At 45.3% G+C, this 24644-nt stretch carries 27 protein-coding genes; 23 read left to right on the top strand and 4 right to left on the bottom strand.

From position 1 onward, the window contains the following. The first annotated feature begins 5 nt into the window (after positions 1–5). The 5 genes from I4W93_RS06220 (at position 6) to I4W93_RS06200 (ending at position 6146) form a co-directional block, all read left to right on the top strand. Positions 6–2072 carry a type IV pilus secretin PilQ gene (locus I4W93_RS06220; RefSeq protein WP_205309374.1) on the top strand — a complete coding sequence of 689 codons (2067 nt, stop codon included), beginning with the start codon at positions 6–8 and terminating at the stop codon, positions 2070–2072. Positions 2073–2245: 173 nt separating this feature from the next. Then, the gene (aroK, locus tag I4W93_RS06215) at positions 2246–2764 is read left to right on the top strand and encodes a shikimate kinase AroK (RefSeq protein WP_205309373.1); all 519 of its coding nucleotides are present in this window, start codon (positions 2246–2248) and stop codon (positions 2762–2764) included. A gap of 24 nt (positions 2765–2788) precedes the next feature. Then, positions 2789–3859, top strand: coding sequence for a 3-dehydroquinate synthase (gene aroB, locus I4W93_RS06210; RefSeq protein ID WP_205309372.1), 1071 nt, complete (start codon positions 2789–2791; stop codon positions 3857–3859). Continuing rightward, positions 3846–5264 carry a hypothetical protein gene (locus I4W93_RS06205; RefSeq protein WP_205309371.1) on the top strand — a complete coding sequence of 473 codons (1419 nt, stop codon included), beginning with the start codon at positions 3846–3848 and terminating at the stop codon, positions 5262–5264. The genes aroB and I4W93_RS06205 overlap by 14 nt, the downstream gene beginning before the upstream one ends. A 39-nt stretch (positions 5265–5303) precedes the next feature. Then, a complete protein-coding gene (locus tag I4W93_RS06200) occupies positions 5304–6146 on the top strand; it encodes a Dam family site-specific DNA-(adenine-N6)-methyltransferase (protein WP_245217407.1) in 843 nt (280 codons plus the stop codon). Here the strand turns inward: I4W93_RS06200 and I4W93_RS20505 are convergent. The 3 genes from I4W93_RS20505 to I4W93_RS06185 all read right to left on the bottom strand — a co-directional run bounded on the left by I4W93_RS20505 (position 6091) and on the right by I4W93_RS06185 (position 7364). After that, positions 6091–6231 carry a DUF2970 domain-containing protein gene (locus tag I4W93_RS20505; protein ID WP_368735591.1) on the bottom strand — a complete coding sequence of 47 codons (141 nt, stop codon included), beginning with the start codon at positions 6229–6231 and terminating at the stop codon, positions 6091–6093. The genes I4W93_RS06200 and I4W93_RS20505 overlap by 56 nt on opposite strands. 56 nt (positions 6232–6287) lie before the next feature. Beyond that, on the bottom strand, positions 6288–6536 hold the full coding sequence (locus tag I4W93_RS06190) for a hypothetical protein (RefSeq protein WP_205309368.1): 249 nt from the start codon (positions 6534–6536) through the stop codon (positions 6288–6290). A gap of 147 nt (positions 6537–6683) precedes the next feature. Then, entirely contained in the window at positions 6684–7364 is a 681-nt protein-coding gene (locus I4W93_RS06185) for a TorF family putative porin (RefSeq protein ID WP_205309367.1), read from the bottom strand. Positions 7365–7597: 233 nt separating this feature from the next. Here I4W93_RS06185 and rpe point away from each other — a divergent pair, with 233 nt between their 5' ends. From rpe to I4W93_RS06100, 18 genes are all read left to right on the top strand, one after another. Then, positions 7598–8272 (top strand): ribulose-phosphate 3-epimerase, encoded by a 675-nt coding sequence (gene rpe / locus I4W93_RS06180; protein ID WP_205309366.1) that lies wholly within the window; start codon positions 7598–7600, stop codon positions 8270–8272. 104 nt (positions 8273–8376) lie between these two features. Continuing rightward, complete coding sequence (gene trpS, locus I4W93_RS06175) at positions 8377–9381, top strand: tryptophan--tRNA ligase (RefSeq protein WP_205309365.1); 1005 nt, start codon at positions 8377–8379, stop codon at positions 9379–9381. Between the two features lie 17 nt (positions 9382–9398). After that, positions 9399–9995, top strand: a complete 597-nt coding sequence (locus tag I4W93_RS06170) for an anthranilate synthase component II (protein ID WP_205309838.1) — start codon at positions 9399–9401, stop codon at positions 9993–9995. A gap of 118 nt (positions 9996–10113) precedes the next feature. Next, on the top strand, positions 10114–11229 hold the full coding sequence (locus I4W93_RS06165; RefSeq protein ID WP_205309364.1) for an HDOD domain-containing protein: 1116 nt from the start codon (positions 10114–10116) through the stop codon (positions 11227–11229). A gap of 311 nt (positions 11230–11540) precedes the next feature. Continuing rightward, complete coding sequence (locus tag I4W93_RS06160) at positions 11541–12758, top strand: aspartate aminotransferase family protein (protein ID WP_205309363.1); 1218 nt, start codon at positions 11541–11543, stop codon at positions 12756–12758. A gap of 93 nt (positions 12759–12851) precedes the next feature. Then, positions 12852–13868 carry an arginine N-succinyltransferase gene (gene astA, locus I4W93_RS06155; protein ID WP_205309362.1) on the top strand — a complete coding sequence of 339 codons (1017 nt, stop codon included), beginning with the start codon at positions 12852–12854 and terminating at the stop codon, positions 13866–13868. A 13-nt stretch (positions 13869–13881) separates the two neighbouring features. Beyond that, on the top strand, positions 13882–15351 hold the full coding sequence (astD, locus tag I4W93_RS06150) for a succinylglutamate-semialdehyde dehydrogenase (RefSeq protein ID WP_205309361.1): 1470 nt from the start codon (positions 13882–13884) through the stop codon (positions 15349–15351). Between the two features lie 117 nt (positions 15352–15468). After that, entirely contained in the window at positions 15469–15816 is a 348-nt protein-coding gene (locus I4W93_RS06145) for a DUF3802 family protein (RefSeq protein ID WP_205309360.1), read from the top strand. 83 nt (positions 15817–15899) lie between these two features. Further along, positions 15900–16328 carry an OsmC family protein gene (locus I4W93_RS06140; protein ID WP_205309359.1) on the top strand — a complete coding sequence of 143 codons (429 nt, stop codon included), beginning with the start codon at positions 15900–15902 and terminating at the stop codon, positions 16326–16328. Positions 16329–16382: 54 nt separating this feature from the next. Further along, on the top strand, positions 16383–17189 hold the full coding sequence (gene speD, locus I4W93_RS06135; protein WP_205309358.1) for an adenosylmethionine decarboxylase: 807 nt from the start codon (positions 16383–16385) through the stop codon (positions 17187–17189). Positions 17190–17192: 3 nt separating this feature from the next. Further along, entirely contained in the window at positions 17193–18188 is a 996-nt protein-coding gene (dusA, locus tag I4W93_RS06130) for a tRNA dihydrouridine(20/20a) synthase DusA (protein WP_205309357.1), read from the top strand. 183 nt (positions 18189–18371) lie between these two features. Beyond that, entirely contained in the window at positions 18372–18638 is a 267-nt protein-coding gene (locus tag I4W93_RS06125; protein ID WP_205309356.1) for a hypothetical protein, read from the top strand. After that, entirely contained in the window at positions 18639–18764 is a 126-nt protein-coding gene (locus tag I4W93_RS20330) for a hypothetical protein (RefSeq protein WP_255604606.1), read from the top strand. A gap of 133 nt (positions 18765–18897) precedes the next feature. Continuing rightward, positions 18898–19113, top strand: coding sequence for a PspC domain-containing protein (locus I4W93_RS06120; protein WP_205309355.1), 216 nt, complete (start codon positions 18898–18900; stop codon positions 19111–19113). 93 nt (positions 19114–19206) lie between these two features. Next, entirely contained in the window at positions 19207–19638 is a 432-nt protein-coding gene (locus I4W93_RS06115; protein WP_205309354.1) for a copper chaperone PCu(A)C, read from the top strand. 9 nt (positions 19639–19647) lie between these two features. Next, complete coding sequence (locus I4W93_RS06110; RefSeq protein ID WP_205309353.1) at positions 19648–20622, top strand: DUF2333 family protein; 975 nt, start codon at positions 19648–19650, stop codon at positions 20620–20622. A 7-nt stretch (positions 20623–20629) separates the two neighbouring features. After that, positions 20630–21388, top strand: coding sequence for a TIGR04219 family outer membrane beta-barrel protein (locus tag I4W93_RS06105; RefSeq protein WP_205309352.1), 759 nt, complete (start codon positions 20630–20632; stop codon positions 21386–21388). 171 nt (positions 21389–21559) lie between these two features. Continuing rightward, positions 21560–23662, top strand: a complete 2103-nt coding sequence (locus I4W93_RS06100; protein WP_205309351.1) for a response regulator — start codon at positions 21560–21562, stop codon at positions 23660–23662. Here the strand turns inward: I4W93_RS06100 and I4W93_RS06095 are convergent. Further along, entirely contained in the window at positions 23633–24523 is an 891-nt protein-coding gene (locus tag I4W93_RS06095; RefSeq protein ID WP_205309350.1) for a TIGR03899 family protein, read from the bottom strand. The two genes, I4W93_RS06100 and I4W93_RS06095, sit on opposite strands and share 30 nt — an antisense overlap. Between the last annotated feature and the right edge of the window lie 121 nt (positions 24524–24644).

Here is a 24644-nt window from a genome sequence, read left to right as displayed (position 1 = left end):
AAATCATGGATAAAATAATCAAAATAATGTCTGGCAGACTCCAGCGCACAGCTTTCAGCTTTGCAGCCTTAATTCTCCTGTCACTTCCGGCTGCTGCCGTGCCGTTACTATATGATGTGCGGTACAATCCACTGCTTACTGGTGAGACAGAAATTGAATTCATCTTTGATGAGGAGTTGTACGCTGACCCGAGCATCCAGGTGTTCAATGAGCCAGCACGCATTGAGCTGTTTTTTGATAACTCAGATTACGAAGAAAAGTTAGATGAGGTGTTGATTGACAAAGCTGGCGTTAAGCGAGTTACATCTGAGTTTGTCGGTGAGGGTTTTAGGACGGTTATCTATTTAGATTACCTAAAAATCTACCGTACCCGGGTTCGTGGCAATGTGTTTTATATTCACATTTCTGACAATCCTACCGCTGATGCTGTTGGTTCAGCCGCTGACGTTACTCCTACCTATATTAACCGCGTGAATGCTTTAGATTTTAGACGCGGTGACAAAGGTGAAGGGCGGGTGTTAGTGTTTTTGCGTGAGAATACTGCTGCTGTTGATGTCGCTGAGCGTTTGGGAAAATTAGAGGTTGAATTTCACAATACGGATATTCTGGAAGAGTTGCTGTATCAGCTGGATGTAGTGGATTTTGGCACGATCGTAAAAGGTATCGAAACGTTTAAAGAGGGCTCATCGACGCGGTTGGTAATTGATACAACTGCAGAGTTCACTTTTACATACCAGCAGATAGACAATATTTTTACGTTGAATGTAGAGCGAGATACGTCTAACCGCAGCATATTAGGTGGTGGCAAAGAATATAAGGGACGCGCTATATCTTTGAATTTCCAAGATATTTCAGTCAGAACGGTTTTGCAGATCATTGCGGACTATAACGGCTTTAATTTAGTTACCAGTGATTCTGTTACCGGTAATATTACATTGCGTCTTGATGGTACTCCGTGGGACCAGGCGCTTGACATTGTGCTGCGGGTGAAAGGCCTTGATAAACGTATGGAAGGCAACATTTTGATGGTTGCGCCAACCGATGAGCTAGCTGCGCGTGAAGCCCGTGAGCTAGAGGCAAAGCAAACAGTCGCTGATTTAGAGCCACTGTACTCAGATTTCCTGGCGATTAATTATGCTAAAGCGGCTGACATTGCTTCGTTGTTATCAAATAAAGACGCGACTCTACTATCGTCACGCGGTTCAGTTAACGTAGATGAACGTACCAATACTATTCTAATCAAAGACACTGCGGTAAATATTGAGAGTGTACGCAAGTTAATTGAGCGTCTTGATATTCCTGTTAGGCAGGTGTTGATTGAATCTCGCATGGTTACAGTGCGTGACAGCGTCACTGATGAGCTTGGCATTCGCTGGGGCTTTAGTGACCAGCAAAGTAGCAGTAGTTCAAATCAAGGCACTTCTGGTTCCTCTGGCGGCGCTAATACTATAGCAAATGGTAGCATTCCTTCGTTAGATGATCGCTGGAATGTCAACTTGCCAGCAAGTAACCCGGCTGGGAGCATAGCATTTCATATCGCGCGATTGGCCGATGGTACTTTACTAGATTTAGAATTGTCCGCTCTGGAGCAGGAAAATAAAGGTGAAATTATTGCCAGCCCGCGTATCACCACGGCGAACCAGAAAGAAGCTCGTATCGAACAAGGTGTAGAAATACCCTATGTTCAGGCTGCGTCTAGTGGTGCGACAACTGTTGAATTCAAAAAAGCAGTATTAAGCCTGACTGTGACGCCGCAAATCACGCCGGATAATAAAATAATTCTGGATCTGGTGATTACACAAAATACCCGTGGTGAAACGGTTCAGACACCTACTGGCCCAGCGACGGCAATCGACACACAACAAATACAGACACAAGTTTTAGTTGATAACGGAGAAACCATAGTTCTGGGTGGTATTTATCAACAGCAGATCCTTTCAACAGTGAATAAAGTACCGCTGTTTGGTGATATACCTTACGTTGGTGCTCTGTTCCGTTCCACTCGCGAAGTCAATGAGAAGAATGAGCTGTTAATTTTCGTTACACCGAAAATTATTACCGAAGGCCTTTAAGTTAAGAATTCCAGGGTTGCAGTATTATTGTATGCTGCAACCTTGGTCTGTTGAGAATTAGCTTGCCAACAAAAGGCTATTCCTGACATAATTCAGCGCTTCAAATTTTCGTGGGAGCCTTTTGGTCCTTGAATTCAACTTTTCACTGAGTTAGCTGATTAGTAATATTACCTATGGCAGAAAAACGTAATATCTTCCTTGTTGGTCCAATGGGTGCAGGTAAAAGCACAATTGGACGTCACTTAGCAGACATGCTTCATCTTGAGTTTTATGATTCGGACCAGGAAATTGAGCGCCGCACTGGTGCTGATATCGCTTGGGTTTTCGATTTAGAAGGCGAAGAAGGCTTTCGCGTACGTGAAGAAAATGTCATTCAGGATTTGACAGAGTTACAAGGCATTGTGCTAGCAACCGGAGGCGGTTCGGTACTTAGCAAAGAGACCCGCAACCGATTATCCGCCAGAGGCATTGTGGTATACCTTGAAACCCCTATTGAAAAGCAGGTAGCGCGCACTCAACGAGACAAGCGCCGTCCTCTTTTGCAGACTGAAGAGGCACCAAAAGAAGTGTTAGAGCGCTTAGCAGAAGAGCGTAACCCTCTTTATGCTGAAATCGCAGATTTTACTGTACGTACTGATGAACAAAGCGCGCGCGCTGTAGCAAGTCAGATAATCGATCAATTGGGTTTCTAGACAATATAATACAGGGGGCTGCTGATGCAGAGAGTTGAAGTCCAACTTGGCGAACGCAGCTACACCATAGATATTTCTGCTCAGTTCCAAGCATTAGATCCGCAACTCGGTAGTTTTAAACAGGTCGTGATTATATCCAATCCGACCGTTGCAGAGCTTTATCTGCCTGCTGTACAAGCCTTATTCTCAAATGTTAAACCGTTAAGTTTTTTATTGCCTGATGGCGAGTGTTACAAGACACTTACGTCGTTTGAGCAGGTTATGAGTTTCTTGCTGCAACGCGGTATATCGCGCGACGTATTATTAGTCGCATTGGGTGGGGGCGTAATCGGTGATTTGACCGGCTTTGTTGCAGCTTGCTATCAACGGGGGGTTCAATTCTTACAAATCCCTACGACGTTGCTAGCCCAAGTTGACTCTTCTGTTGGTGGAAAAACAGCGGTAAATCATCCTCTGGGTAAAAACATGATTGGTGCTTTTAAGCAGCCATTGCAAGTGCTTATCAATACATCCGTTTTATCGACTTTACCACAACGTGAATTTGCCGCCGGAATGGCAGAGGTGATTAAGTATGCGTTGATTGCTGATGCTAATTTTTTCCAGTGGTTAGAACAAAAGCAGCACCTAATTTTACAACAGGATAGCGAGACACTGGCAAAAATGGTGGCTTATTGTTGTCAAATGAAAGCTGATATTGTCGCCCGTGATGAAACTGAGCAAGGAGAGCGAGCACTGCTTAATTTAGGCCATACTTTTGGTCATGCGATAGAAGCATATCTTGGATATGGCGAATGGCTTCATGGCGAGGCGGTTGCTGCAGGCATGATGATGGCAGCTAAAGTTGCTAAACACCGCGCTGCATTGAGTGACCATGATATGTGTCGTATCGAAGCTTTGTTATTGGCTTTTGGCTTGCCGGTAAAGGCGCCGCAAGGCATGTATATTGAGCATTTTATGCCCTTTATGAAAACGGACAAAAAAGTACAGAACGGCCGTATGCGTTTTGTCTTGCCAACAGCATTTTGTGCCACAGCGGTTGTTGACGACGTAACAGAAGCTGAACTTTTACAGGTTTTTGCCAATGGACATCACTGAGCTTCAGGCAAGGCTTAAAGATTTCAAGCATTTACTGCCGTCTCAGCGCGAATGGGTTGAGCGGTTACTCTTCCAACTAGCATTCAATGAAGTAAGCTATGTTGAAGCTATTGGGGCAGATGGAAGTGGTAAATCGACGCTGGCGTTAACATTGGCTGAGCTTTTTTCTGAGCAATATAACGTAGCGTTGGTCAGCAATGAAGTTGCGATGTCGGAGCTTGCAAGTCAACTTATGCAGCAATGGTTTTCTCTGCCGATAGAGCCTGATGTTAGCTTACGCCAGCAGATTGAGCAGCAAGAACAAACTAAGCCTCTACTTGTTATACTTGATCAAGCGATAAGTGAACCTGCTGTGTTAAGCAAATACATCAGGTCGCTGCCTTGTCTGGTGTTTAATTTTAGTACCTCGTCAATGCAACGGGATGGTTTAACTTTACTGCTTGGAGTACCGGGTAGTGCGGATGCAGAATATTTGCTGGCTGGACAAAAGTTGAATCCACTTGAAGTAACCAAACGACTAGCTGTTGCAAATGGAAATTTACATCGGTTGTTGCAACCGCAGACGGACAATGCCGAGCAGAGAGTGTTGCCGACTAAACGTATAGCTGAGACCATTTCATTAAGAGTGGTGTCCATTGCATTAGCAATTTTCAGCCTGTTGACTATAAGCTATGTTTTTTGGCCAGAGCGTACCGTGATACTGCAGCCAGAAGCTGTTGAAGGATCAACCGAACCTAAGGTTATAAATGCTAATCTGGATGCTGCATTGGATGCTGCATTGGATGCTACTGTCGTATTAGCGCCTCACAACGATAACGTGGTGTTAGATTCTGTCAATTCCAGCAGTGATGATGGTGCAGCGAATATTGCTGCTGACAACAATAATTCAGAAGACCAAGCCACCATAAGAACGAGCGATAGCAGCACTGAGCCGACGGCGTTAGGCACAGATAAAGTTGATACTGGCGGTATTGAAACTGGTAGTAAAGCGCAATCAACTTCATCTGATCTAATCCAAAGTGACGTCATATCTGACATTTCCACCTACGATGCTTTAAAGCAGCCAACTAGTAATACAACTTATCAGTATGATGAAGCAAAGTTACTGCTGATAGACAAACAACAAAATGCATTGCAGTTGGCCGTATTGTCAAATGAGGCTGCACTGCAGCGCTTTAGAGAGGCTTATGCTGAGGTATTACCTTTAGTATACCAGCGCAACTGGCAGGGCAAAACACAGCTGGTGCTTTTGCTGGCACCGTTTAACAACAGTAGTGAAGCAAAGCAGAAGCTTGCTGAATTACCCGAAGCGCTTAGAAAAACTGGCCCTTTTGTCAAACGTATGCAATCTGTACAGGCTGAAATTGGTGCGAAAACCCTCAGCCAGCAAAGCAGTTTGGAATAATTGTTGATGTCAGAAGGTAGGCTTAAAAGCAGAGCATTTTTGAAGTGGGCCGGTGGCAAATACCATTTGGTCGATTCAATACAGCGTCATCTGCCCGACAGCGGGCTATTAATTGAGCCTTTTGTTGGCGCAGGCTCGGTCTTTCTCAACACTGATTACCCTTCATACCATTTAAATGACATTAACGCAGATCTTATCAATTTGTATAAATTGGTTAAAAAAAACTCTCAGCGCTTTGTTGATGATGCAAAGTCATTGTTTGTTGCCTCTACTAACCAACGTGAGGCTTATATCGCGTTAAGGCAGCAATTCAATCAAAGTACAGACGCTTATGAGCGGGCTTTGCTTTTTTTGTATCTTAACCGGCACGGATACAACGGTCTTTGTCGCTATAATCTATCAGGCAAATTCAATGTGCCGTTTGGCAGTTATAAGAAGCCTTATTTTCCGCAAGCTGAACTGTATTTTTTTGCAGAAAAGGCGCAAAGAGCAGAATTCAGCTGCACTGGATATCAGCATCTGATGCAGAAAGCTGCTGCAGGCTCAGTAATTTACTGCGATCCGCCTTATGTCCCTTTGAGTAAAACGGCCAGTTTTACCAGTTACGCACAGCAGGGCTTTGATTTGGATGATCAGGCGCAATTGGCCAATCTTGCAGAGCAAGCACAACAGCGAGGTGCAACTGTGGTGATTAGTAATCACGATACCACCTGGACCAGAAAAATTTATCAACTAGCAACACTGTATAGTTTGCAGGTCAACCGCTCCATAAGTCAAAAAGGTGCTACCAGAGGCAAAGTCGCAGAATTGTTCGCTGTATTTGAGCCTATGCAAGCACCCAGTTCACAACCAGTATCAGTGTTACCACAAAAAGCAGGGTAGCAACTACGCCAACTATAATATAAGGCAGTGGACTACTCGCTTGGAAATCTTGCTGACGCTGCCGTTCTGATTGCACGCCTACCATAGCACCAAGTACTGCTTTTATTACCTGGATTAACTTAGGTTTAGTTGCCAATATCATTACTTCGTAGGCGAAAGTCGGCTTAGTAGCTCAAGCAAGTCAACAAAATGAAATTGAGTAGAGCGACTTTTGCCTTTAAACCACTTAAACCAGTTTTGCTGCTCAGCTTCGAGACACTGCTCAGCTGTTAGTTTTGTGTCTGTTTGACATAGCGAAGAGGAAATAGATCCTGCAGGGATGACATACAAGGAGCCGGCGAAAATGCCCGCTGAAATCGCAGCCACTTTTAACGCAGTGGTAAATTTCATGTTAAATCCATTTGCTCCAGTAAAGATGGTATATAGTAAAACATCTGCTGTTTTGAAACAAGCTGATTATTTATTCATCAATACAGTCTGAAACAGACACACGAGTGATCCTGTCAACAGCAAGCTGTTGGCAGGATCTGGCAATAGTTAGAAACTCTTCGAAATCGAAAAAATTACTCTGCTGTCAGCAAGATATAACCCATCAATATCGGTATCAACATAGGCCAGGCTTAGCCCTGCTCCCATTATTTCCGTACTGACGCCGACACTCCAATCCAGGTAGCTGGCACTGCTGTCATCATACTCATTCTGACCGACATGCAAATCCAGCGTGATGTTTTCTGCAATAGCATAACTGTAGTTGGCGTACAGATAGATATAATTACCTGCATTGGCATAGTAATCATCACTGTAAGCCAGGCCGAAAGTGAGGTCTTTGTATGACAAAGAACCGTATATTTCCCAAAAATTAGACCCATCAATTGCTGCATTTGGATAGCCATAGCGCATAATGCCGACGTCTGTTGACCAGTCATCGCTAAGGTCGCCGCTCCAGCCCAGCATCACATCAAGTTCTAAAGTGCCTTCAGCTAAAAAGTCGACGTTTGAGCCCCAAACTGAAACATAGAAGCCAGACTCATCGGATAGCGACAGTCCGCCTTGTAATGCTGGAGCTTCTTCAGTTTGTGAGATACCGCGAAAAGCATAATCTGAAGCAAAAGTAACATCACCGCTTAATTCTACCGCTTGGCTTTGAATGCTCGCAGTTGTCAGGCCTAGTACAACTAAACTGGATGCCAGTGTTTTCATTTTTGTTGCTGTTTTCATGCTATGTGCCCTTATGTTTGTTCCCTAGCCATAAGGTTCCAAGATATATGCCATTTAAGTTATTTGTTAACTATCATGAACTTATGAAAAAAACCTTGTTGCAAAATATCTGACATGGCTCTTATTGGTGCGTTGGTGCCTTGTTTTTGTGCGCTGTCGATTAAGTCAAAGGATGCATTTTCTTGTTAAACTCAGTAAAGTTGCAGCTTTAATTTCCGAGTGGGAACTAGAGGATGCAACCTTACCTTATAGCACCATCAATTTTATCCGCCGATTTTGCTCGGTTAGGTGAAGACGTTACATCTGTACTGCATGCCGGCGCTGACGTTGTGCATTTTGATGTAATGGATAATCATTATGTTCCCAACCTGACCATGGGGCCTATGGTGTGCAAAGCCTTGCGAAGCTACGGTATTACTGCACCGATAGACGTACATCTGATGGTTGAGCCGGTCGACAGTTTGGTACCGCAGTTCGCCGACGCCGGAGCCAGTATTATTACTTTTCATCCAGAAGCATCCCGCCATGTTGATCGTAGTTTGCAATTGATTAAAAGCCATGGTTGTCAGGCTGGCTTGGTTTTTAATCCAGCTACTCCTCTTAGCATTTTAGACTACGTGCTTGATAAGGTTGATGTAGTTTTACTGATGTCTGTAAATCCTGGTTTTGGCGGGCAGAAGTTTATTCCGGCTACGTTAAATAAACTGGCAGAGGCCCGGCGTATTATCGAGCAAAGCGGCTTGCCAATTCGGTTAGAAATAGACGGTGGTGTCAATGCTGAGAATATCACTGAGATTGCATCTGCGGGTGCGGATATGTTTGTGGCCGGCTCTGCCATTTTTAACGCGCCAGACTACGCACAGGTTATTCAACAAATGCGGCAAAATCTAGCAAAAGTAAAACGCTGATAGGTTTTTTACTGTTGCTATACACTGGTTTGGTTATAATGCTGCACCTCAAGCCGTTGTGTAGCGGCATATCGTTATTATTACGTATTTAAGTGGATACAACTATGAGCAATAAGCCTATTGTGCTAAGCGGTGCACAGCCATCCGGACAACTTACTATTGGTAATTATCTGGGCGCTCTGCGGCAGTGGGATAACATGCAGGATGATTATGACTGCTTATATTGTATCGTTGACTTACATGCTATTACGGTACGGCAAGAACCTGCAGCCTTGCGCAGTGCATCACTGGACAGTTTGGCTTTGTATTTGGCCTGTGGCATTGATCCAAAACGCTCAGCAGTGTTTATGCAATCACATGTGCCGGAGCATAGCCAACTGGCGTGGGTGCTTAATTGCTACACCCAGTTTGGTGAATTAAGCCGCATGACGCAGTTTAAAGATAAATCAGAGCGCCATAACAACAATGTCAATGCCGGTTTATTTACTTATCCAGTATTAATGGCGGCAGATATCTTATTGTACCAAGCGAATCAAATACCGGTAGGTCATGATCAAAAGCAACATTTGGAGCTAGCCAGGGATGTTGCCACGCGCTTTAATGCTACACATGGCGACACATTTGTCGTGCCTGAGCCATTTATTCCGACGGTAGCAGCGCGGGTGATGAGCCTGCAAGACCCAACAAAAAAAATGTCTAAGTCCGATGAAAACCCGTGGAACTTTGTCGGGTTGCTGGAAGATCCGAAAATGATCAGCAAAAAATTTAAAAAGGCGATGACCGATTCAGAGGACCCGCCAAGGGTGCACTTTGATCTTGAGAATAAACCCGGCGTCGCCAACCTACTAAGCATCCTAAGTGGCGTAACGGGTAAGCCTATTGCTGCGCTGGAAGCCGAATATGAAGGCAAAATGTATGGTCACTTAAAAGGTGATGTTGCTGACGCAGTGATTGCCCTGCTTGAACCTGTGCAGAGAACCTTTAGCGAATTGCGCGCAGATTTACCTAGCCTGCAAAGCGTTATGCGGGAAGGCGCGCAGAAAGCCCGCCAACGTGCGGCAGCAACGCTGGCCAAAGTGAATGACGCTGTAGGATTTGTGCTGCCGTAGGCGGCACCTTGGCAAATATGTTATTGCTGATCGACAATTACGATTCTTTTACCTACAACCTAATGCAGTATTTCGCTGCATTAGGTCAACAGGTCATGGTGCGGCGTAATGATGATATCAACCTGGTCCAAATTAGTGCATTGGCACCGGACTATTTGGTGATATCACCTGGGCCCGGTTCGCCGTATGACGCTGGTATATCGCTAAAGGCGATAGAGCATTTCGCCGGGAAGCTGCCTATTCTTGGCGTGTGCTTGGGGCATCAGGCCATTGCACAGGTATTTGGCGCCAAAGTGGTGCGGGCGGGGCAAGTAATGCACGGTAAGAATTCGCTAGTACACCATGCTGACAAATCAGTATTTGCCGGGCTGTCGAGCCCGCTTGATGTTACGCGCTATCACTCTTTGGTGGTTGAACGCGCAACGCTCAGTAATGAATTACAAGAAACAGCTTGGACAGTTGACAATGACAAGCAGCCAGATGAAGTGATGGGGCTAATGCACATAGCGCTTGGCTTACATGGCGTGCAGTTTCATCCTGAGGCGATTCTTAGCCAATATGGCAGGCAATTACTGGCAAACTTTCTGCAACTTCGCGCTGTTGGTGGGCAATAACAGTCAAGTTACCTGCTTGACTACAATGTGTTGCTGGTAGCAGTATCGGCTTCAGAAAAGTAGTTTTGTCAGCAGCGGTGTTGATAAATAATAGTAACTTAACTTCTTGGAGTATTGAGTGTCACATGCAGATACGCTGACACAGCGCTTTTTTGATCAACTTGTCGGGGTAGATCCTGACCACAAGCGTCTTGGTTACAAAATTCGCGCCGGCCAACCGGAGTCAACTAGCAGTTTATTAGCCATTGATGCGAAGGCTCGACAGTCCAGAGAGGCTGGGGCTCAGGCAAAGGCACAATTTACTGAGTTTGCTCAAGCGCATTTGCATGACGAAGTGGCTGACGATTTATTACGTAAATTACACAATATTGACCACGTTATAGCGTCGTTGTTTGATGCAGGTGCTGATTTTTTTCCTATTTTGGATGTGTTGGGTGAAAAAGTGGTAACTGTGAATAAACTAGACCCGATGGTGGCTAATGTTGCATGGTTAAATGAAGAGCTGCTGCGCTTGGTAAATCAGCCACAATATCGAAATCGTACCAAGTCTGGGGCTATGGTTAAAGATATTAAAACAGCGATACGCTTTCTTGGTGTTGAAAGCTTACAACTCATTATTCCGGTTTACACAATGCGCAGAATGATACCGCATTCGACGGAGCCTTTTACCGGCCTGAAATCCAAATTGTGGGAATACAGCCTTGCGGTAGCTATAGCTGCACATAAATTGGCAGAAAACAGCGCAGAGCTGCCATATAATGCATTTTGTGTAGGTTTGTTCCATACCTTGGGCCATGCGGTGGTCGTTCGCAATTATCTGCGTACTTATCAGCAAGTGCGCCAAGAGCAGTTGCTGCAAGCGAGGGAGAATCGTGATACGCAGTTAACTGATACTCTCGACGCATTAGAACCTGATGCCAGCTTCTTGTGTGAGAGTCTTACTGAGTTTGCTGCTGTACTTAGCGCAGATATTACGTCGCGTTGGCAGCTTAGAACACTGCCACTATGCCAGACACTAGATCAACTGGCTGAAGGGGCGGGTTTCAGCGGTTGTAGCCCTTTAACAAGAATAGTACTGCAGGCGCAAACTTTCGTTCAGTGGCAAATGTTGCACCAGCATCATGTGATATCCGCGACAGAATCGGAAAGTTGGTTTCAGCAGGTTCAACTCAATAAAGACAGTATTGATACCTTGTTACAGACCAATCTAAAGCGTCTTGGGGTCGAGCTGTAAAAAAAAATCCTGCCATAAACATGCAGTATTGTCTTTGTGCCTGTTGATCAATCCATATCACAGGCTTTCCCCTAAGCTGGTGCCTGGCAGCAAATTATTGATGCAGTATGTGGTCAAAATGGTGTTGCTTACTTATTCACATCATATGCAAATCTATCTGCAGCCCTTGTTTTTTCTGGCTTTTAGCCAGATTTGCACGCGAGACAAGGTGGTTTAAATCTGCAATAATGCAGTAAAGCTACGCAGCAAGCAGCTGACATTTTAACTGTACAACGTGGCAATCTGAACCCTAACAATAAGAGGAAGCTAATATGACTGGCCAAATGCAAGTGAATCGTGCCTTGTTTGATGATGTGATGGTACCTAATTATGCGCCTGCCAATATTATTCCGGTTAAGGGTGAAGGGTCACGTGTGTGGGACCAACAAGGACGCGAATATATTGACTTTGCTGGTGGTATTGCTGTTAGTAGCCTGGGGCATTGCCACCCTGCCTTAGTGGCAGCGGTTAAGCAACAGGCCGAAAAGTTATGGCATTTGAGCAATGTAATGACAAATGAGCCTGCATTACGGTTGGCAAAAAAGCTGGTTGATAGCACCTTTGCTGATAAAGTCTATTTCGCTAATTCGGGTGCTGAAGCTAATGAAGCTGCATTTAAGCTGGCACGCCGCTGGGCGCTGGATAAGTTTGGCGCACACAAAGATCACATTATCTCTTTTGGAAAAAGCTTTCATGGTCGCACCTTCTTCACGGTAACTGTGGGTGGTCAGGCGGCTTACTCAGATGGTTTTGGACCAAAACCGGGCGCCGTACTGCACGCTGAATTTAATAATTTGGACAGTGTCAAAGCTCTTATATCGGAGAATACCTGTGCAGTAGTGCTCGAGCCTATTCAGGGTGAGGGCGGAATTATTCCGGCTACACCAGAGTTTCTTCAAGGTGTACGTGAGCTGTGTAATCAGCATAACGCTCTGCTGGTGATGGATGAAGTACAAACTGGCGTTGGCCGCACCGGTAAATTGTACGCCTACATGAACTACGGTGTGACGCCGGATATACTTACTACGGCTAAGTCTCTGGGGGGCGGCTTTCCTATAGGCGCCATGTTGACAACCAACGAGATTGCCAGCCATTTAAAGGTGGGCACTCATGGCAGTACTTATGGCGGTAATCCGTTAGCCTGTGCCGTAGCGCAAGCGGTTTTGGATACCATAGATCAACCTGAAGTATTGGCTCAGGTGCTAAGTAATGAGCAACTGTTTCGTCAGCAGTTAGCCGCAATTAATGAAAAATATCAGGTATTTAGTGAAGTTAGAGGCAAAGGTATGTTGTTAGGTGCCGTGCTTAACGAAAAATACAAAGGCCGTTCGCGCGACTTTTTTCTGGCTGCGGCAGAGCACGGGGTGATGGCGCTGGTTGCCGGTCCGGACGTAATACGTTTTGCACCCTCGTTGGTTATAAAATCAGAAGATATTATGGTGGGCATGCAGCGGTTCGAACAAGCCGTACAGCAGGTTACCAGCGTTTAGAAACACATTTAAGCAGCAATAAGACTGCAAACATGAAGCAAAGGGGCCGCTAAGGCCCTGGAAAACTATAAAGCAAAAGTGGAGTAAGCGACGATGATGGTGATTCGCCCAATCCGTGCGGATGATTACCCTGCCTTATACGATATTGCAGTGGAATCCGGACATGGCTTTACCTCATTGCCCGTCAATGATGAATTGTTGATGCGCAAGATCAGTCGTTCAGAGCAGTCCTTTAGTAAAGTAGTGACGTCGCCTGGTGATGAAGGTTATTTATTTGTGCTGGAGGATACCGAAACCGGCGAGGTTTGCGGCACCAGTGCACTTGAAGCCGCCGTGGGCTTAGATGATGCGTTTTATCACTACCACCTCGGTAAAGTGGTGCATAGCTCGCGTTCGCTCGGGGTGTATAAAACAGTCGATATACTAACGCTTTGCAATGACTATACCGGTGTCAGCGAATTGTGCACCTTGTTTTTGCGCGAAAGCCGCCGTGAAAAAAATAATGGTCGCCTGCTATCAAAGATGCGATTTTTATTTATGGCTGAATTCCCGCAACGTTTCGCAGAAAGGGTCATCGCCGAGATGCGTGGTGTCTCAAATCAAGATGGCAGCTCACCGTTTTGGCAGTGGTTACAAGAGCACTTTTTTTCACTGGACTTTCCAACCGCAGATTACCTCACCGGTATTGGCCAAAAAGTGTTTATTGCTGAGCTGATGCCAAAATATCCAATTTACGTTAGTCTGCTGAGTAAACAGGCTCAGGTTGTTATTGGCAAGGTACATGAGAAAACTAAACCTGCGCTGGCATTATTGCAATCAGAGGGGTTTTCTAACCGTGGCTATGTCGATATTTTCGATGCAGGCCCTACCGTTGAAGCCAGAGTTGAGCATATTCGGTCTGTACGCAACAGCCGGCGCTTACAGGTTCAGGTAGGTGACGTCAATGGCGGACTGCCATATTTAATTTGCAATACTACAGTGATGAATTTTCGAGCCACCTGGCTAACACTTGAAGTTGACGAATTCAACGATCAGGTCACTCTGCCAGCTAAAGTTGCCGAAGCATTACAAGTAGTTGCCGGCGACTGGGTAAGAGTATGTCGCATTTAATTGGGGAAAGATTATGCAGCAAGCAGTACAGTTTATTAATAATCAATGGCTAGAAGGTGAAGGCAAAGCATTCACCTCAACAGATCCGGTAAAAAGTGTACCGGTTTGGCAAGGCAATGCAGCCACTGCCGCGCAGGTAGATAACGCTGTCAACATCGCGCGCAAAGCGCAGTATGACTGGGCTGGTCTGAGCTTTGATGAAAGGGTTATAGTAGTAAAACAATTTGCACAGCAGTTAACGCTGCACAAAGAAGCGATGGCATTAACTATTGCCCAAGAAACAGGAAAGGCGTTGTGGGAAGCCAAAACTGAAGTTGGCGCCATGATAGGCAAAATTGATATTTCAGTGCGAGCTTGTCTTGAGCGCACTGGTAATAAAGAAAACCCGATGCCACAAGGCCGGGCTTTTATTCGCCACAAACCGCATGGCGTTGTGGCGGTATTTGGCCCATATAATTTCCCCGGACATTTACCGAATGGCCATATAGTGCCAGCGCTTCTTGCGGGAAATGCTGTGATATTTAAGCCGTCGGAGCTGACACCAAAAGTAGCAGAAGAGACGGTAAAATTATGGCAGTTAGCCGGCTTGCCTGCCGGGGTGTTGGCGTTATTGCAAGGTGAGGTCGATACCGGTAAAGCTATTGCTAGTCATGATGGTATTGACGGCATTTTCTTCACCGGCAGCTCGCGTACCGGGCATTATCTGCATCAGCAATTTGCCGGTCGGCCGGACAAAATTTTAGCACTGGAGATGGGGGGTAATAATCCGCTTATAGTTCAGGATGTTAGCAATATTGATGCTGCTGTGCATGATATTATCCAGTCTGCATTTATATCGGCAGGCCAGCGTTGCACCTGTGCCCGTAAATTATTTTTGCCGGCCACTGCACAAGGTGATGCTATTCTACAGCGCCTGTTGGAAGTGAGTCGCAATATTAAAGTGGGCGTTTATGACGCTGACGAGCAGCCTTTTATGGGGTCGATGATTTCAGTCGCTGCTGCGAAAGCTATGTTGGCAGTGCAACAGCAACTGGTTGCTTTAGGTGGCAAAATGTTGCTAGAGATGCTGCACCTTGACGAAAACACCGCGCTGGTGTCACCGGGCATTATAGAGTGCTCAGAGATAACAGCATTTCCTGACGACGAACACTTTGGTCCGTTGTTAAAAGTGTTCCGCTTCACCGATTTTGATCAAGCCATTGATGCCGCAAACAATACCCAATTTGGTTTGTCAGCGGGCTTGCTCAGTGACAGTGCAGAATTGTATCAGCATTTCTTCCGCCGCATTCGGGCGGGCATAGTAAACTGGAACCGGCCTATTACCGGGGCAAGTTCAGCCGCGCCTTTTGGCGGTATAGGCTCTAGTGGTAATCACCGCGCTAGCGCTTATTATGCTGCGGATTACTGTGCGTATCCGGTTGCATCTGTAGAGTTGGAACAGGTTGTACTTCCGGAACAGCTTTCTCCTGGTTTGAGCTTCTAAGCCGCTATAGCAGCAAATTTTATCGGGGCGAAAGCCCCGATTTGTTTTTCGCTGCAGTATTTGCTTAAATAACGCATACTTAATGCATCTCTCGTCAACACTCAGGTGTCACAGCCCATGGTCACAGATAAACCCGGATACGAGCACTTGATCCAGTTCCTGACGGAACATTTGTCGCTGTTTGAACAATCTGGCAGTGGTGAGACAGATAAAACCATCGGCGAGTTGCTGGAAGAATCGATTGCAGAGCAAATAATCACGCTCTGTACTCAACATACTGAGTTAGAAATGAACCATCGCAGCATGATTATCCGTGAAGTGGACGGCATTATGTATGATTTTCAAGAGGTGCTAACCAGTGTGCTGGATAAAAAAGCCACAGTGCAACAAGCTGAACTTATTAACGAAATCTCTCTGCTAATTAAGAATCTGTTTGATACTGCCATAGCAGACCTACTCGATTAGCCTAAACAACGCTGCGAATTTGCTAGATACCTGAGCTGCTTTTACGTAGAATATTGGCCTTATTTTTCCGGCTGAGAATTGTGATGCAAGCTAAAGTAAAATGGCACGATGACAACACCTTCATTGGTTATTCCGGCAGTGGTCATGCGGTAGTATTCGATGGCAACAAAGATGACAGTAGCGCGCCAAGCCCAATGGAAATGGTATTGATGGCTGCGGGTGCTTGTTCATCAGTAGACGTCGTGAGTATCTTAAAGAAAGCACGTCAACAAGTATTAAATTGTGAAGTACAGCTTAGCGCCGAACGCGCAGACAGCGTACCAAAAGTCTTTACCAAATTACATCTGCATTTTGAAGTTACCGGGACCAACCTGAGTGAAAAACAGGTTGAGCGCGCCGTGCAACTTTCAGCCGACAAGTATTGCTCAGTATCGATCATGTTGTCTGGTAGTGTAACAATATCCCATTCGTTTAGTGTTAAAGCGGCGGCATTGACAGCAGCAGCAGAATAACAGTAGTAAATTAGTTTATAACCGCTGAGCGGTTTTTTGCGGAGACAATGTTAAGTGGTTAAACCTTTTGAAAAATTGAAGCTGCACGGGTTCAATAACCTGACGAAAAGCCTGAGTTTCAGCCTTTACGACATTTGTTATGCCAAAACTGAACAGCACCGGCAGGAATACATTGAGTATATCGACGAGCAGTACAACGCCGATCGCTTAACCGACATTCTAACCGAGGTTACCGATATTATTGGTGCCAATATTTTGAATGTCGCGCGACAAGATTACGATCCGCAAGGTGCCAGCGTGACGATATTGGTGAGTGAAGAGCCCGTACTGGTCGACCCCGACAACTCGGAGAACCCCGGCCCTCGGCCAGATGCTGTAGTTGCGCACCTGGATAAAAGCCATATTTGTGTGCATACGTACCCTGAAGTACACCCACATGATGGGATCTGTACTTTCCGTGCCGATATAGAGGTGTCCACCTGCGGTATTATATCGCCACTGAAAGCACTGAACTTTCTGATCCACAGCTTTGAATCAGACATTGTTACTATAGATTATCGTGTCCGTGGTTTTACCCGCGATATTAGCGGTACCAAACATTATATCGATCACCCCATCAGCTCTATTCAAAACTTTATGGATGAAGACACTAAGCGCGCCTTCCAGATGATTGACGTCAATGTTTACCAAGAGAACCTGTTTCACACCAAAATGATGTTAAAAGAAGCCGATTTAAACAACTATCTGTTTGGTATGGGTACCGATTCAATGACGCCAGACGAGCAAAAAACTATCAGTAAGCGGGTATTTCGTGAAATGCGTGAAGTTTTTTATGGTCGAAACCTTCCGGACATGAAATAGCACATGACAACTGCAGTGCTTATCGATAACAAGTTTTCTATTGCACCTATGTTGGATTGGACTGACAAGCATTGTCGCTATTTTCACCGCTTGTTAAGCCAGCATGCGGTGCTATACACCGAAATGGTGACTACTGGAGCGATTATTCATGGCAGTGGTGATTATCTTGCATTTAACGATGAAGAGCACCCACTAGTGTTGCAACTTGGCGGCTCTAATCCTGCCGATATGGCCCATTGTGCCAAACTAGCACAGCAGCGTGGTTACGATGCCGTAAATATCAATGTCGGTTGTCCATCTGATAGGGTGCAAAATGGCATGTTTGGCGCCTGTCTGATGGCGCAGCCACAGTTGGTAGCAGATTGTGTTAAAGCAATGCAGGATGCGGTTAGTATACCGGTAACGGTTAAAACCCGTATTGGTATTGATGACTCAGATGAATATCAGTTTTTGCAGGATTTTGTCGCTGTAGTGGCCGATGCCGGTTGCCAACAACTAATTGTGCATGCCCGTAAAGCCTGGCTTAAAGGCTTAAGCCCAAAAGAAAATCGTGACATCCCGCCACTAAATTATCAACGTGTGTATCAGTTGAAACAGGATTTTCCGCAGCTGAATATCAGTATCAATGGTGGTATTAAAACACTGCAACAAGCACGTGAACAACTGCAGTATCTCGATGGGGTAATGGTAGGGCGTGAAGCTTATACTAACCCCATGCTGTTAAGTGATGTTGATGCTCTGATTTATGGCAGAACAGGGAATGGTTACACACCCGAGCAAGTGGTGCTAGCTATGCTGCCTTATATCGAGCGGCAGATGCAACAGGGCGCCCGTTTTTGGCACATCGCCCGGCACATGTTGGGTTTGTTTCAGGGCATGCCTGGCGCGCGGCAATGGCGACGTTTATTGAGTGAGCAGGGCCATTTTACCGACGCTAAGCCAGAGCTTTTGTTACAAGCACTGGCTAAAATAAATCCGGTTAATAATTTGACTAACTGATAGGTTAAAAACACTATTTTTTAGCTTTATATAGAAGGCGACACTATGATGAAGGGTTCGCCTTTTTTATTTGTCTTTATTTATCATGTGCTTAATCTGATATTTTAACTTGGCATAACACTTGAAATACTACTTGAAACGGTGACTCGACAACACGAGTCAATCACTTTCAAGGATATTGTTATGAACACACTGACCGCTATTGTCTTAACCACTTCTTTCGCCGCCAATTTATTTGGTGCAACTGCTATAGCTGACGACTTAGCCACACAGCTGCACACTGACGCCGAACAGCATATTGTCGAGCTGCGTCACACCAACCAACAACAAGCGAAATTGGCACTGAGTAAAGCTATTTTTGACTTACTGGCGCAACAAGCTGCTCAGCAGGATGCTGCGGTGCTGCTGGTAAGACAAGACGCTGCTGCAACAGATACTGCAGGAGAATAAGTGATGCTTGTCTCTCCAGGCTGGCTGTTCCTGATCTATTTAAGTCCGGTGTTAAGTATGATCCCAGTGATGTTGTTCTGGCAAAGTATCGCACCGCTGGCCGCAATGTGGCAAAGACTACGTTAGTTGCTATATGCAGGGAGTGATTAAATGAGCTGGATAAATATCGAGTTGCTAACATTTACGCTGTTTGGTTTATTCATTTTACTGCTTAAACCAAAACAAAATACTACACAAAATGCTGCAGGAGTAAAAAAACATGGCAACAGCTAACACCAATAGTAACCACCACAATGAACGCTGGTATTGCGCGCGCGCGCAGCGCAAAGTTGCTGGTGTTTGCGCAGGTTTAGCCCAGTACTACAAGCAACCACGCTGGATAATACGCTTGCTGGCTGCCGTGATGTTACTGATGTTTCCGTTGGCAATTATTGCAGCGTATTTTGTAGCTGCGGTAGTGTTGCCTGACCGATAGCCTGGCTACGTACACGTTTCGCCTTCAGTTACGGGCTGTTAACCGGGTTAAACTGGTGTAAGATAAAGCCGTGAGTTTTAAGGAGAAACAAAAGTGCGCCCGTTAATTTACGCTTTATTACTGTTAAGTCTGCCGCTATTAGCTGATTCAACTGCAGCATTAAGTACAAACAATGCTTACGTCCGCCAACCCATGCCTGGGCGTACAGTTACCGCCGGTTACTTCGTGTTACACAACCATAGTGCGCAAGATGTGCGTCTCATCGGAGCCAGCAGCAGCGCTTTTTCTCGTGCTGAATTACATAGCCATAGCCACAAAGATGGCATGATGCGTATGGAGCAGGTGGATGAGATTATTATCGTCAGCGGAGGTAATGTAGAGCTCGCACCCGGCGGGTTGCACCTGATGCTATTTGAACCTGTAGCAACGTTAGAAATTGGCCAGACAGTACCAATGCAATTACACTTTGCTGACGGACAGCAGCTTACATTGGCCATGCCTGTTGTAGCTATGCCAAAACGTTAGAGGATCATTATGTTTAATGCAAAAATTATCAGCGGCCTACTTGTTGCTACATTGGCGTTTATGTACCTCGCTGGTTGGTGGGTCAGTCGTGAACCCGCTATGTTGGACGAGATCCAGCAAAGCCGGCAACAGTCTGCTGACAGCAATATTGTTGGTTACAGTACAACCACCGCGCTTATTCGAGTCGGCGAAACGTTGCTCGACAAAAGCGGAGGTTATCTCGCTAACGACATTATGCCGCCATTTGTATTGCTAGATAATATGCCAGCTTGGGAACTTGGTGTGCTGGAAATGTCACGCGATCTGGCTCTGGCACTGCGTAAAGATCTAAGTCGTTCACAATCACAATCATCAGAAAACGCTTTTTTAAAGATTGCTCAGCCCAAGTTCAATATTGACCATCGTAGTTGGGCTATTCCTAGTGCTGAATCTGAATACCGTCAAGCTATTGAGCAGCTCTATCTGTATCGTGCTGAGCTAATGGATCCGCAAAGACCAAACAGCCAATTTTACGCCCGGGCTGATAATTTACGTGACTGGTTAAAGGCCGTCGAGAAGCGCTTGGGTAGCTATTCGCAGCGGTTAAGTGCCAGTGTGGGGCAGGATAGGTTAAATACTGATTTGGCTGGTGACTCTGGCGCACGGCAATCTACAGACTCGCCAGGGCACAAGATGGTAAAAACCAGTTGGTGGAAACTTGATGACGAATTTTATGAAGCCCGCGGCGCTAGTTGGGCTTTGTTACATTTTTTGAAGGCCGTAGAGGTCGACTTTGCTGACATTTTGCAGCGTAAAAATGCAATGGTCAGCCTGCGTCAGATTATCCGGGAGCTCGAGGCTACCCAGCAATCCATCTGGAGTCCTATGGTACTAAATGGCAGTGGCTTTGGCTTAATGGCCAATCACAGTTTAGTGATGGCGAACTATATTTCTCGCGCTAATGCTGCATTGATCGATTTATCTGAATTATTAACCCAAGGATAGTAAAAGTATGAAATACACTGCAGTAGTCTTCGGTTTGAGCTGTTTATTGTTCACCGTAAATACACAGGCTGATACTTTGCTTGGCGTTTACGCTGGAGTAGACGGTTGGCAAGCATCAACCGATGGCAGTTTCTCTGACACTAGCCAGTTACAACAGTTTAGTTTTAAGGATAAAACCCAGGCAGCTTATTTTGTCGCATTGGAACATCCGATCCCGCTGTTACCTAATATCAAGATACAGCACAACAAATTGCAATCTGCAGGGGCAACAGTCCTCGAAACAAGTTTTAGTTTTGCCGGAGAAGATTTTAATGCCGGGACAACATTGGGTAATCAACTTGATTTAAGCAATACAGATTATGTACTTTATTATGAAATGTTTGACAATGATTTAGTCAGTTTTGACTTGGGTGTCAATGCTAAGTATATAAAAGGCAACATATCCGTCAGTGATGCTGCTAACAATCTGTTGCAGGCGAGTCAGGACGCATCTACGCTTATTCCCATGTTATATAGCGCTGCCGCAGTTGGTTTACCGTTAACAGGGCTAGATGTATTTGCCCAAGGCAGTTATGTCTCTTATCAGGGGAGTCAGATTTATGATGTTCAGGCTGGTGTAGCCTATGCATTGCTCGATAATTTGGCAATTAATATGCGTTTAAAGCTCGGGTATCGTGTAGTCAATTTACGCCTGGATGATATCGATAATTTATATACCAATGTTGATTTTAAAGGTTTATTTGCCGGTGTAGAACTGCATTTCTGATGCTGCAACATGGGTAATGCTGCTTGTGATTGGCTACCGGCTTATTTGGTGTCAATCTTGAGAATCTATCTATTAATTATATAGTTAGTTTAACTATTAGCCAGTGCAGGTTTAGTTTTGATAAATTTTTTCAGACAGTTAACATTGCCCTGGCTAATTTCAGTTTGCCTAATGCTGTTATGCACCGGCTTGTGGTATCAGTATGAAAGCCGGGTGATGCAGCGCGCTCAGGTGCAGCAGTATGCCTTAGGGTTGCAATACAGTATCCGGCCAATTTTGGCCAATAGAAATCAACAAATACTTAATGCTCAGCTGAACCACTTGCGCTTTGCCAGTGTGTTACCGGTAACGGCTATTGCCTTGTATAATGCAGACGGCCGTGTGCTGGGTGAAACTGATAACGCTGACCTGTTGCATCAGTTCAGCACAAGCTTGCCGCTGCAAGGTTTTCAATTGCATCAACTAGGGCAATCGATATTAGCAGTGCAGCCTTTAGCAGAGTCAGTGCTCGATAGCAGCATTGAAAATAATCTGGCGTCAAGCGATGTAAATGAATATTACATGCTAATACTCATTGAACCAGAATCCAGCTACAGTGTCTGGCTATTACCTTTACTTATTACTGCTCTCATCGGATGTGGCGCCTTACTGGTTATACAGGGCACTATTCAACGCAGTAACCAACAACTGCAAACAGATGTCAGTCTTATTGCACATAAACTTAGCCAGCTTAAACAAGGACAACTTAATAGCCGCTTAGACGACGAGCTGGTTTCTGAACTGATGCCGATAAAGCAGGTATTGAATGAGTTGTCTACGCAGTTAACAGTAGTAGACCAGCAAAATGCAGAGTCTAGTGCGCAGTGGCGCAATCAAATACAACTTGCTGAGCAAAAACAGCAACAAGCAGTGGTTCGGGCAGGCAAGCTGCAAGATCTTATTGCACAGCAAGTTTTGCAGCTGCAGCATCTGGAGCAATTTCTGTCGCAGCCCCTCGATCTGACTATGCCAATGGTCACTCGAGCGATGCATAATTTTGTCGCGATAAACAAGTTACAGCTTTGCCAAACCTCGGATGAACAAGAGTTTATATTGTTAACTGATGTGCTGGCGCAGCATTTACCAGAGTTTTACAGTCTGCTTGGTGAAAATCGCATCAGATTGGATGTAATTGAAGGCGCCGATATCGCCCGCCAGCAACTTATGTTAGCCAAGCCCATACTGGCGATAATACTTAATAGTTTGCTACAAATCGGCGCTCAATTTAATGGTGTTACAGAGCTGACGATAGCATTGGCACTACAAAAAAAAGCAGGTGGAAATCATCTGGTAATCAAGTTAAGTGGCACCGGTGACGGTATGTCAGATCTGACGTTGCAGTACCTAACATCTGATGCTGATGTCAGGTATTGGCAACAAATGCCAGTAAAACTATTGAAGCTGGCTGTAGCGAAAATGAACGCAGAGTTGGAAGTTCAGTCATTGCAAGGTTTGGGCAGTAGTATAGCCATTTCCATTCCAGTAAATGATACTGAGACGGCTACAACCGTATTTCCAAAGAGTTTGCTGGTGTTCGACCAGCAAACGGCAACCTTATCAGAGCGCAAAAGTGTGTTATCGGGGTTAGTCAAAAATGTAGTATTGAGCAGTGATTTGCAAGACTTAAAATTGAAAGCGCAACACACTCACTTTGATAGCGTGCTGATATTTTTACCCGAGCCTGAGCAATTATCTGATTGGCTGGATGTCACGACTTCATTCGGTCGATCGCGGCTAATTTGCCATGCTAGTCCAGCCACTGCTGCTGTTTGGCGCGAAGCATTAAGAGTAGAGGTTTGTGACCGTTGCTTTTATCTGGCTAGGTTATATGAGGGTCAGCTAAAGCGGCAAAATATAAAGTTACTCGTGGTTGACGATAATCAAACCAACCTGGCATTTACGCAGATCCTGCTCAGAGACCAGCCCGTCGATCTTGTCACTGCAAGTTGTGGCGCCGAGGCGTTGTCGCTGTGCAAGGAGCAACAATTTGAGTTGGTTTTACTTGATATTCAATTACCTGATTTACATGGCACTGTCGTTGCAAAACAAATGCGCCAGCTCGACGGCTATCAACAAATACCGATCCTTGCCTTCACTGCACATGCTTTGGTAGATGAAGTTGATAGCTTTATCGCTGCGGGTATGAACGACGTAATCTTCAAACCACTTGATGCTGCAAAACTACAACAGATTGTGCACTGGTGCTCATTGGCCAAACAGCACAATTCCGGCTAAAAGCTGCTTTAGCGCCAACACATATGCCAGATTGGGTTGAGTAGTTAACAACGGCAATAGTTCAGCGCCACAGGCTGTATACTTATAGTACTGTAAAACGACATCTTTGCTGTTTATGGTGCCATTAATGCTGGTTTGTTGATATTGCCAGTTGAGTATCTGGCCCGAAGGCAGGGAACCACTTTCAATTTCAGAGTTGTGTAACAAGCCAATGTCCATCAGACTCAATATTTGTGGATACGATAAACCGTATTGGTTCAGGTTTAACACAGCGCGGTTTTTTCCGGTTAGCACTCGCCAAAGCGAGGGTTTACGAATATAGCCAAAGTAAATTCTGGGTGTAGGGTCTTGTCGGGTTTTAAAGCTCAGGTTTGCAGCTTGTTGCAGCGCCAGCGCTTCTTTGTAGCTCATCCGTTTTAAGCTATGTAGCGTTTTTAGCGAAAACTTCCCCGGGGCTGCGATTTCTCCCGCCAGGATTTTAGCCCAAAGTTGTTGCATGTTTTTATTGGAAATTTCCAGCACTAACTCACAAAATTGTTGAAACCAGTCGGGATCAACATCTTGGTTGGCTACTTGTTCGGTGCAATACTCCATGGCCAGCGCCATAATACTTTCCAAATTGTATTGCTGTCGCTCACGCTGCATTTGTATGCGGCGCTCTGCACGCTGTGTCAGCGTCAGAGATGTAGAGACTGTGGCGCCAGAACGTGCGCTCAGGCTTTGATGTTTTGCGGCAAAATCGCCTTGTGTCACCCCAACAGTTTTGCTGTCACTAGCGTTGTTTAATTCTGCTGTACCAAATTGAGACCTTGCCAGCTGTGCCAGACGTTGCTGCCCGCTTAACGAAGTTACTTTGACCATGGTGAATACTACAAAGTGGCTGCATTTTGGCTATATTGACATCTGATCAAATATGCGGCAAGTAACGCTATGTTGTTTGTATAAAATAAAATTTGTTGTAACTTACTCATTAGCGAATTAA

This window comes from Rheinheimera maricola, assembly GCF_016918075.2.
GTDB classification, from domain to species: Bacteria; Pseudomonadota; Gammaproteobacteria; order Enterobacterales; family Alteromonadaceae; genus Alishewanella; species Alishewanella maricola_A.
This window is presented reverse-complemented; position numbering and strand designations above follow the sequence as displayed.